The organism is Pseudarthrobacter sp. L1SW, from assembly GCF_020809045.1.
In the GTDB taxonomy this organism is placed as follows: domain Bacteria; phylum Actinomycetota; class Actinomycetes; order Actinomycetales; family Micrococcaceae; genus Arthrobacter.
In genome coordinates this window covers 2453495-2464665 of record NZ_CP078079.1, presented here as the reverse complement: position 1 = coordinate 2464665, position 11171 = coordinate 2453495, and the positions used below count along the sequence as shown (strand labels likewise).

The 11171-nt window shown below is 65.3% G+C and carries 7 protein-coding genes; all 7 read left to right on the top strand.

Annotated elements, in window-relative coordinates; translation table 11 throughout:
* Positions 1 to 35 precede the first annotated feature (35 nt).
* The 7 genes from ilvD to KTR40_RS11330 all read left to right on the top strand — a co-directional run bounded on the left by ilvD (position 36) and on the right by KTR40_RS11330 (position 11140).
* Positions 36 to 1754, top strand: a complete 1719-nt coding sequence (gene ilvD / locus KTR40_RS11360; RefSeq protein WP_139029576.1) for a dihydroxy-acid dehydratase — start codon at positions 36 to 38, stop codon at positions 1752 to 1754.
* A gap of 360 nt (positions 1755 to 2114) precedes the next feature.
* On the top strand, positions 2115 to 4022 hold the full coding sequence (locus KTR40_RS11355) for an acetolactate synthase large subunit (RefSeq protein WP_228403789.1): 1908 nt from the start codon (positions 2115 to 2117) through the stop codon (positions 4020 to 4022).
* 3 nt (positions 4023 to 4025) lie between these two features.
* Entirely contained in the window at positions 4026 to 4538 is a 513-nt protein-coding gene (gene ilvN, locus KTR40_RS11350) for an acetolactate synthase small subunit (protein WP_009356538.1), read from the top strand.
* Between the two features lie 91 nt (positions 4539 to 4629).
* The gene (gene ilvC, locus KTR40_RS11345; RefSeq protein WP_228403788.1) at positions 4630 to 5655 is read left to right on the top strand and encodes a ketol-acid reductoisomerase; all 1026 of its coding nucleotides are present in this window, start codon (positions 4630 to 4632) and stop codon (positions 5653 to 5655) included.
* 130 nt (positions 5656 to 5785) lie between these two features.
* Positions 5786 to 7375, top strand: coding sequence for a phosphoglycerate dehydrogenase (gene serA, locus KTR40_RS11340; RefSeq protein WP_139029574.1), 1590 nt, complete (start codon positions 5786 to 5788; stop codon positions 7373 to 7375).
* Between the two features lie 217 nt (positions 7376 to 7592).
* Complete coding sequence (locus KTR40_RS11335) at positions 7593 to 10388, top strand: ABC transporter permease (RefSeq protein ID WP_228403787.1); 2796 nt, start codon at positions 7593 to 7595, stop codon at positions 10386 to 10388.
* A complete protein-coding gene (locus tag KTR40_RS11330) occupies positions 10385 to 11140 on the top strand; it encodes an ABC transporter ATP-binding protein (RefSeq protein ID WP_139029572.1) in 756 nt (251 codons plus the stop codon). Before KTR40_RS11335 ends, KTR40_RS11330 begins: the two co-directional genes overlap by 4 nt.
* The last annotated feature ends 31 nt before the right edge of the window (positions 11141 to 11171 follow it).

The window sequence follows — 11171 nt, the reverse complement described above, 5'->3', positions numbered from 1 at the left end:
GTGCAGGCGTCCATAGGAGCCCTAGACTTTCCCCTATGAGTGACGCCCAGATCGCAACCGAGAACAAGCCTGACATCAAACCCAGGAGCCGGGTGGTAACGGACGGAATCCACGCTGCCCCGGCACGTGGCATGTTCCGGGCGGTCGGCATGGGGGATGACGACTTCGCCAAGCCCCAGGTCGGCGTCGCCAGCTCCTGGAACGAAATCACTCCCTGCAACCTTTCCCTGAACCGGCTTGCACAGGGTGCCAAGGAAGGCGTCCACGCCGGCGGCGGGTTCCCCATGCAGTTCGGCACCATCTCCGTTTCCGACGGCATCTCCATGGGCCACGAGGGCATGCACTTCTCCCTGGTGTCCCGCGAAGTCATTGCCGACTCCGTGGAAACAGTGATGCAGGCTGAGCGGATCGACGGCTCTGTATTGCTGGCCGGCTGCGACAAGTCCCTCCCGGGCATGCTCATGGCAGCCGCACGCCTGGACCTGTCCAGCGTTTTCCTCTACGCCGGTTCGATCATGCCTGGCTGGGTCAAGCTTGAGGACGGTTCCGAAAAGGAAGTCACCCTCATCGATGCGTTCGAGGCTGTTGGCGCGTGCGCCGCGGGCAAGATGAGCATGGAAGACCTGACCCGCATCGAAAAGGCCATCTGCCCCGGCGAAGGCGCCTGCGGCGGCATGTACACAGCCAACACCATGGCCTGCATCGGCGAGGCGCTGGGCATGTCCCTGCCAGGTTCCGCCGCCCCGCCCTCGGCAGACCGCCGTCGTGATGAATTCGCCCGCAAGTCAGGCGAAGCTGTGGTCAACCTGCTCCGCCAGGGCATCACGGCCCGCGACATCATGACCAAGAAGGCGTTCGAAAACGCCATCGCCGTCACCATGGCGTTCGGCGGATCCACCAACGCCGTGCTCCATCTGCTGGCCATCGCCCGCGAGGCGGAGGTTGAGCTTAGCCTGGATGACTTCAACCGCATCGGCGACAAGATCCCGCACCTGGGCGACCTGAAGCCCTTCGGCCGCTACGTGATGACCGACGTCGATAAGATCGGCGGAGTGCCGGTCATCATGCGCGCACTGCTCGACGCCGGCCTGCTGCACGGGGACTGCCTCACCGTCACCGGCAAGACTGTCGCTGAGAACCTTGCAGCGATCAACCCGCCGGATTTGGACGGCAAGATCCTGCGTGCCCTGGACAACCCGATCCACAAGACCGGCGGGATCACCATCCTGCACGGCACCATGGCCCCCGAAGGCGCCGTGGTGAAGAGCGCAGGCTTCGATGCCGATGTCTTTGAAGGCACCGCCCGCGTTTTCGAACGCGAGCAGGGCGCCCTGGACGCGTTGGACAAGGGACAGATCCAGGCCGGAGACGTCGTCGTCATCCGCTACGAAGGCCCCAAGGGCGGCCCGGGCATGCGCGAGATGCTGGCCATCACGGGTGCCATCAAGGGCGCAGGCCTCGGCAAGGACGTCCTGCTCCTGACGGACGGGCGGTTCTCCGGCGGCACCACCGGCCTGTGCATCGGACACGTCGCACCGGAAGCGGTCGACGGCGGGCCAATCGCCTTCGTCAAGGACGGCGACCGGATCCGCGTGGACATTGCGGCCCGCAGCTTCGACCTGCTGGTGGACGAGGCTGAGCTCGAAGCCCGCAAGGTGGGCTGGGAGCCGCTCCCGGCCAGATACACCAAGGGCGTGCTGGCCAAGTATGCCAAGCTGGTGCACAGTGCCAGCACAGGCGCATACTGCGGGTAGCAGCACTATGGTGGCGGCCCTCCCAACCAGGTAGCGCCAAGTGTCGTTTTGGAGGCTCAGAACGACACTTAGCGCTACTTAGTTGGGGGGACCCGCCAAAGAGTGGACAATGGGGTCCACATGGTGAGATCGTGGCACGGCTCGTTGACACGTATCTCGCCCAGAGGGAAAACTGAACGCATGACTTTCGTTACCAGCTGCGCTGTTGCAGATGCAGTCGTCGTCCTTACCAAGCGCGTGGCACACTAGCCCCGGCAACGAACTGTCACGCGCGAACCCCTCGAAGAGCCGCCAGGCTGAGGGGTTTTTTTATTTTCCGCAGTTTCCACGAACCACAGATGATCCACAAGGAAGAGTCCGATGAGCAAAGGATCGCCCATCAGCCCCTCGCTGATGGCCACCAAGTCCGCCGGAGCCGCCAAGGCTCCGGACCGCGCCGACCGGACGGTTGAGAACGCCGCCGTCGTCGCCGACCTTGCCGCCGTCTCTCCTGTCCTTGGGCCGAACAACGTTGTACCCCCGACGGTGATGACCGGCTCGCAAGCAATTGTCCGCTCGCTCGAAGAACTCGGCGTCGACGATATTTTCGGTTTGCCCGGTGGCGCGATCCTGCCCACCTACGACCCCTTGATGGCCTCCAGCATGAACCACGTGCTGGTCCGTCACGAACAGGGAGCCGGCCACGCCGCGCAAGGCTACGCCATGGTGACCGGGCGGGTAGGCGTGTGCATCGCCACCTCGGGCCCGGGTGCCACCAACCTCGTTACCGCCATCATGGATGCCCACATGGACTCCGTTCCCCTGGTGGCCATTACCGGGCAGGTGTCCAGCGGTGTGATCGGCACCGATGCCTTCCAGGAAGCCGACATCGTGGGCATCACCATGCCCATCACCAAGCACTCTTTCCTGGTGACCGACCCCAACGACATCCCGCACGTGATGGCCGAAGCCTTCCACCTGGCTTCCACCGGACGCCCCGGTCCCGTCCTGGTGGACGTGGCCAAGGACGCCCAGGTTGGCCAGATGACGTTCTCCTGGCCGCCCCGCGTGGACCTGCCCGGCTACCGCCCCGTCACCCGGGGCCACAACAAGCAGGTCCGCGAAGCCGCCAAGCTGATCGCTGCAGCCAGCAAGCCGGTGTTGTACGTTGGCGGCGGCGTCATCAAGGCCCACGCTTCGGCTGAGCTGCTGGCACTCGCCGAGGCCACGGGAGCCCCGGTTGTCACCACGCTGATGGCCAAGGGCGCCTTCCCGGACTCACATCCCCAGCACATGGGAATGCCCGGTATGCACGGCACCGTCTCCGCCGTGACTGCTTTGCAGCAGTCCGACCTGCTCATCACCCTCGGTGCCCGGTTTGATGACCGCGTCACTGGAGTGCTGAAGACGTTCGCCCCCATGGCCAAGGTCATCCACGCGGACATTGACCCGGCCGAAATCTCCAAGAACCGCACCGCCGATGTGCCCATCGTGGGCTCGGTCAAGGAGATCATCCCGGAGCTCACCGAAGCCGTCCGCACCCAGTTCGAGGCGTCGGGCACTCCGGACCTCACCACGTGGTGGGCCTTCCTGAACAACCTGAAGGAAACCTACCCCCTGGGCTGGACCGAGCCGGACGACGGGCTGACCGCACCGCAGAAGGTCATCGAGCGGATCGGTGCGCTGACCGGACCGGAGGGCATCTACGTTGCAGGCGTTGGCCAGCACCAGATGTGGGCGGCACAGTTCATCAAGTACGAGCGCCCGCACGCCTGGCTGAACTCCGGCGGCGCCGGCACCATGGGCTACGCCGTCCCGGCGGCCATGGGCGCCAAGGTGGGCGAACCGGACCGGGTGGTCTGGGCCATCGACGGCGACGGCTGCTTCCAGATGACCAACCAGGAACTGGCCACCTGCGCCATCAACAAGATCCCCATCAAGGTTGCCGTCATCAACAACTCCTCCCTGGGCATGGTGCGCCAGTGGCAGACGCTCTTCTACGAAGGCCGCTACTCCAACACCGACCTGAACACCGGCCACGACACCGTCCGCATCCCGGACTTCGTCAAGCTGGGGGAGGCGTACGGCTGCGCCTCGTTCCGCTGTGAACGCGACGAGGACATCGACGCCACCATCCAGAAGGCCCTCGAAATCAACGACCGCCCCGTGGTCATCGACTTCGTGGTGAGCCCCAACTCCATGGTGTGGCCGATGGTGCCCGCCGGCGTGAGCAACGACCAGATCCAGGTTGCCCGCAACATGACCCCGGAATGGGAAGAAGAGGACTGACCAATGAGCCGCCACACACTTTCCGTCCTGGTGGAAGACAAACCGGGCGTCCTGACCCGGGTTGCAAGCCTCTTCGCCCGGCGCGCCTTCAACATCAACTCACTTGCCGTTGGCCCCACCGAGGTTCCGGGCATCTCCCGGATGACCGTCGTCGTCGACGCCGACGGCGACCTCATCGAGCAGGTCACCAAGCAGCTCAACAAACTGATCAACGTCATCAAGATCGTTGAGCTGACTTCCGAATCTTCCGTACAGCGAGACCACATCCTGGTCAAGGTACGTGCGGATGCCGCGACACGCCTGCAGGTTACCCAGGCCGCAGACCTGTTCCGTGCCGCCGTCGTCGACGTGTCCACAGACTCGTTGGTGATAGAGGCAACCGGTACCCCGGAGAAGCTTGCAGCGCTGCTTTCAGTGCTGGAGCCCTTCGGCATCCGCGAAATCGTGCAGTCCGGCACCCTGGCCGTTGGACGGGGATCCCGCTCCATGAGTGACAGGGCGCTGCGGTCCGCCTAGGACATTCGCCGCGGTCCGCCCGGCCAAACGCAACGCCCGTGAACGCACCACTACATACCTATCTACAATCCACTCAAGAGGAGTTACGCAAGTGACTGAAATGTTCTACGACGACGACGCAGACCTGTCGATCATCCAGGGCCGCAAGGTTGCCATTGTTGGCTACGGTTCCCAGGGCCACGCCCACGCGCTCAACCTGCGCGATTCCGGCGTCGAGGTTGTTATCGCCCTGAAGGACGGCTCCAAGTCCGCACCCAAGGCAGAGGACGCCGGCTTCACGGTCAAGAACGTTGCCGACGCCGCCGAATGGGCCGACGTCATCATGATCCTGGCGCCGGACCAGCACCAGCGTGCCATCTACAACGACTCCATCAAGGGCAAGCTGAAGCCCGGCAAGGCCCTCGCCTTCGCCCATGGCTTCAACATCCGCTTCGGCTACATCCAGGCACCCGAAGGCGTCGACGTCATCCTCGTCGCCCCGAAGGCTCCCGGACACACTGTGCGCCGCGAATTCGAAGCCGGCCGCGGCATCCCCGACATCATCGCCGTCGAGCAGGACGCCACCGGCTCCGCCTGGGACCTGGCCAAGTCCTACGCCAAGGCCATCGGCGGCACCCGCGCCGGCGTCATCAAGACCACCTTCACCGAAGAGACCGAAACGGACCTCTTCGGCGAGCAGGCTGTCCTCTGCGGCGGCGTGTCCCAGCTGATCCAGTACGGTTTCGAAACCCTGACCGAAGCCGGCTACCAGCCGCAGATCGCCTACTTCGAGGTCCTCCACGAGCTCAAGCTCATCGTCGACCTCATGTGGGAAGGCGGCATCGCCAAGCAGCGCTGGAGCGTCTCCGACACCGCAGAGTACGGCGACTACGTCTCCGGCCCGCGCGTCATCACCCCGGAGGTGAAGGAAAACATGAAGGCTGTCCTGGCCGACATCCAGTCCGGGGCCTTTGCCAAGCGCTTCATCGAGGACCAGGACACCGGCGGCGTGGAGTTCAAGGAACTGCGTGCCAAGGCAGAGCAGCACCCCATTGAGGCCGTTGGCCGCGAACTGCGCTCCCTGTTCTCCTGGCAGCAGCAGGACGTGGACTATGTGGAAGGTTCCGCAGCCCGCTAAGGCCGGTTGCTGCCAACCCCATTAGTTAAATCGACGGTGAGGCCGGGTTCACACTTAACAATGTGAGCCCGGCCTTTCCGTCGGCCTAGACTTGATTTCATCCCCAGGACTGCAACGCAGAGGATCAGCCGTGTCAAAACCCGTAGTATTGCTCGCCGAAGAACTTTCCCCCGCCACTATTGAGGCCCTGGGCCCGGACTTCGAGATCCGCCAGACCGACGGGTCAGACCGCTCCCAGTTGCTCTCTGCCATCGGCGACGTTGACGCCATCCTGGTACGCTCTGCCACGCAGGTGGACGCAGAAGCCATTGCCGCTGCCAAGAACCTGAAGGTCATTGCCCGCGCGGGCGTGGGCCTGGACAACGTCGACATCAAGGCAGCCACGCAGGCCGGCGTCATGGTGGTGAACGCGCCCACGTCCAACATCGTCTCGGCAGCTGAGCTCACGGTAGGCCACATCCTCAGCCTGGCCCGCCACATCCCGCAGGCCAGCGCCGCCCTGAAGGACGGCGAGTGGAAGCGCTCCAAGTACACGGGAATCGAACTCTTCGAAAAGAAGATCGGCATCATCGGCCTCGGCAGGATCGGCGCCCTGGTTGCTGCCCGCCTGAAGGGCTTCGACACCAAGATCCTTGCCTACGATCCCTACATCACCTCCGCCCGGGCCGCGCAGCTCGGCGTCCAGCTGGTCACCCTGGACGAGCTCCTGGCCCAGGCCGACTTCATCACCATCCACATGCCCAAGACGCCGGAGACGGTGGGCATGCTGGGCGCGGACGCCTTCAGGAAGATGAAGAGCACCGCCTATGTAGTCAACGTGGCCCGCGGCGGCCTCGTGGACGAGGAAGCCCTCTTCACGGCGCTGCAGGACGGTGAAATCGCCGGTGCCGGCGTGGACGTCTTCGCCAAGGAGCCCAGCACGGACCTGCCGTTCTTCAAGCTGGACAACGTGGTGGTCACCCCGCACCTCGGCGCCTCCACGGACGAAGCCCAGGAAAAGGCCGGCGTCTCGGTGGCGAAATCGGTCCGCCTTGCCCTGGCCGGTGAACTGGTTCCCGACGCCGTCAACGTTGCCGGCGGCGTCATCGCACCCGACGTCCGCCCGGGCATCCCGCTGATCGAGAAGCTGGGCCGCATCTTCACGGCCCTCACGCACGACTCCCTGACCCAGTTCGACGTCGAGGTTGCCGGCGAGATCTCCTCCCTCGACGTCAAGGTCCTGGAACTGGCCGCCCTTAAGGGCATCTTCGCCGACGTCGTGACCGAGCAGGTCTCCTACGTCAACGCGCCGGTCATCGCCGAGCAGCGGGGCATCAACGTCCGCCTGATCACCACCCCGGAGACCGAGTCCTACCGGAACGTCCTGACCCTGCGCGGCGCCCTCAGCGACGGCAGCCAGATCTCCGTGGCCGGTACCCTGACCGGCCCCAAGCAGATCCAGAAACTGGTGGGCATCAACGGGTTCGAGGTGGAAATCCCGATCAGCGAACACCTGGTGGTGGTGGCCTACACCGACCGCCCCGGCGTGATCGGAACGATCGGCCACATCCTCGGCATGAACAACATCAACATCGCCGGCATGCAGGTAGCACGCTCTGACGAGGGCGGCCAGGTGCTCGCCCTGCTGACCATCGACAGCTCGGTGCCGCAGCAGGTCCTCGACGCCATCAAGGCAGGCATCGGCGCCGAAATGGTGCGTGAAGTGGACCTGGAGGACTAGTCCGCGGCAGGGAAACACCGTACCGCCGGCCCCGCTTCGGCGAGTCCCGGCAAGGCCACGTATGATTGGCCGGTCTGCTTACAATGGCTTGGTCCTGATTCAGGACAGGGGCCGGCAGGCCGGCCAATTACCTTTTTGCACATCCGTCCGTAATCGTCCATGTCCGCCCCGGGGCGGACTCGAATGTGCGCACGCATTCCAGGTTTCAGGGAGTTCCATGAACGCCGTCCAGAGGTTCATCAGAAGCAGGGTGCTGCTGTTGACCGCGGCCATCTTGATCGCAGCCATGTGCTTGTCGGTCCTCGTCCAAAGCCAGTCACAGGCTGCACTCAACAGGACCGTGGATGAAAATTCGCGGGGCCTTTACGATGTCCTGGTCCAGGCCAAGGCGCCCTCCGGTGCGCTGATGCAGCCGGAGATCGCCAACGGGACCGGAGGCATCAGCTTCGAGCAGCTGGACGCCATCAGGAAGCTCACCGGAACCTCCGTAGCGGCCCCGATCAGCCTTGTGTCCCGGGTGACCCAGAACCTGGAGTCGCCCCGCCTGGACGCCATGGACTACCTGGGCTACAACGCCGGGTTGGCCGGCACCGCAACCACCGACCAGGCGGCCGGCGCAACTGCCCCCGCCCAGTGGCCCGCGGCCGAATCCGTGCTGAGCGACAAAAGCAAGAAGTACCGCCTGACCGCCAGCGCCGTCAGCTCCGACGGCGTCTCCGAGCAGACGCTGTTCAAGTCGACTGCCGAAGGCACCCTGGGCAAGGCCAAGCTCGTTGAAGAGAAGGCCGCCGGAGGCAGCAGCATCCGGATTGCTGCCCCCGGTGATGAAACCGGCATCAAGTTCCCCGCCCCGGCCGGAGGGTCCGAGCACAACCTCTTTAACCTGTCCGTATCCCTGCCCCTCGCGCCCGAGGTGACGGAGTCCGTGGTTGCCGTTGATCCGGCAGCCGAGCGCGCCCTGCTGGGCTCCGCCGGTGACTTCCTGGCCCCGCTGGAAAAGGCGCCGCCTGCTGACGCCCGCGACGCGGGGGCCATCGGACGGTACTTCGAAGGCCTCTTCACCAACGGTGTCAGCATGGACCAGCTGAAGGAAGGCCCGGATTTCCTCGGCGTCAAGCTCAAGTACTGGGCGCCGCTGATGACCCAGTACCAGCAGGCCAAGCGGACCGGGCAGCTGACCGCCGATTCCCAGGCCATTCCGCTGATCGTGCGCTCCGGCACCTCCCTGGACCTCAAGTACAACGTCAAGATCGAAGAGATTGACGACGCCGGCAAGGTAGTTAAGGACGTCGGTACAGTTTCCCGGTCCCTGGACAAGGATTACCTGCCGTTTGTCTCCAAGGACCCCTTTGTCCTCTCCTGGCCCGGCTCCACGGACCACTCCTCCCTGCTGGGGAGCGCCGGCAACTTCAACCAGGGCCTTTACACCCCGGCCACCTGGAGCACCGACTTTGCCGCCGCCCCCAAGTACACGGACGGTGAAACGGCTGCAAACGGGGCTGTGGACAAGACAGCAGTTCCCGGCGAATGGGTCACCGTCAACCGGCTGCCTGAGAAGAGCGCCAACGGCGCCCCTGTTGACCAGACCCAGCGCCAACCGGTGGATGAACGTTCCTATCGCGAGAACCTCGAAACAGGTGCGCAGTCAGCTGCCCCGCTGGCGATGGTCTACGGCACGTTCGACCCCTCGGCCGTTGCTGCTGCCGCCGGCGACGTCAACAAGCTGCCTCTCGGCGGCTACGATCCCACCCCCTTCACGCTGGTCAAGGACGCTGCCGGCAACGATGTCCCCGCCACGCAGCTGGAACCGTCCCTGAGCGCCACCGGCCTGGCCAGCCAGTCCGCCGGCGCCATCACCGACTACTACGGGCTGGCCGCCGCCCGCGGGTACAAGGACAACGCCAGTGTGATCGACGCCGTCCGGGTCCGCGCGAAGGCGCCGGGCAGCTGGAAGCAGGCGCAGCCCGACGTCGAGAAGCTGGCCGGCGAAATCCGCGCAATGGGCCTGGAAGCCACCGTCGTGGCAGGTTCCGCACGCGAGGATGCCAGCATCTTCGTTCCCGGCTACTCCAAGGACGGCGCCGGCAAGGAATCCGCCCTGGGCACCGTCCAGCAGTCCTGGGTGCGGCAGAACGCCGCCGAAGCCGTCACCGGATCGCTGTCCGGCACCAACATCACCCTGCTCTTCCTGACGCTCTGCGGTGCAGCCCTCCTGACGGGCGCATCCACCGTCAGCTACATCCGTAAGCGGCGGAGCGAAGCCGGCACACTCCGGGCCATGGGCTGGAACCAGCGCCGGGTCCGCCGGTGGGTGCTTGAGGAGTTCGGTGTGGGAGCCGTCCTGCTGGCAATCGCCGGGACCGTGCTGAGCCTTGTCAGCTGGAGCCTGGCCACGGCCCTCGTGTCCGTGTCCGTCCTGGTGCTCTACGCCGCTGCGGCGTTCTTCGCCGCGCAGCAGCTGCGCCACGGCCACGTCGTGGACCAGGAGCCGCAGCATGACGAGCGGCTCATCCCGGTGGACTCGCCGCTGACTTTCGCCAACCGCCAGCTGAGCACCAACAAATTCAACACGATCTCCCTCGCCGTAGCCGTCGGCGTATTCGGCGCTGCAGTGGGCGGCCTCATCTCCCTGCTCATCGACATTCCCCGCGCTGCCGGCGCCAGTGCCCTCAGCGGCCTGGCCGCTGCCAGCGTCGCGCTGCCCAGCATCCTCCTCGCTCTTTCGGGCGTGGCTGTGGGGCTGGTGCTCACCCTGGTCACCGGCCGGTTTGAACTCAACGCCAAGCGCCAGTACCTCGGCATCCTCGAGGCAATGGGCTGGAACCCGGACATGCTGCGCCAGGTCCGGCTGTTCGAGAACGCCCTGGTGGGAACCTTGGCCTTGCCGCTGGGCGTGCTGGGCGCCCTGGGGATAGGCCTGCTGCTGGCCCCGTACGCCGCGCTGTGGGCGGGCGTGGCGGGCCTTGTGGCTGTACTTTGCTGGATACCGATTGCAACGAAAGTGGTCCAATGACAAACCCGACGAATGTCCAGCGGAGCCGCCGGTCCGGCTCCGCCGAGGTCCCCCTGCAGACCCGTGCCAACACCATCGTCAAGGCCGCCGACCACGCGACCCCGCTGGAACTGAGTGACATCACCATCCGCTACGGCGGGGGTAAGGGCGGTGCGGAAGCCGTCAGCGTGGTGGAAAACTTCGACCTCACCCTGCACGCGGGGGAGATGCACTGCGTTGCCGGCCGCAGCGGTTCCGGCAAGACCAGCATCCTCACCGTCGGCGCGGGACTGACGCTGCCGACGTCGGGCCGCGTCTTCTGGGAAGGCGATTCCCTGGAAAGCATGGGCGATGACGAAATCGCGGACCGCCGTCGTGCCCTGATCGGTTATGTTGACCAGGGCGGTGCACTGATTGACGGGATGAGCGCGCTCGAGAACGTGCTCCTGCCGGCGGTCCCGGACGGCGAAGTGGACCAGCGACGCGACATGGCCAAGGACCTGCTGGACCTCGTGGGCCTGGGCCGCCGCATGCGGCACCGTCCTGCCCAGCTGTCCGGCGGCGAACGCCAGCGCGTGGCCATCGCCCGGGCACTGATCCTGGGCACCCGCGTCCTGGTGGTGGATGAGCCCACTGCCAGCCTCGACCGTGCTTCGGCCAACCGCATCATCAGCATCCTGAAGGACACCACGTCGGACGGGATCGCCGTCCTGGTGGCCTCGCATGACCACGAACTGGTCCGGCTCAGCGATACCCTGACTGAACTCATCTAGCCCGCCCCTCCGCACCGAAGGTAACGTCCTC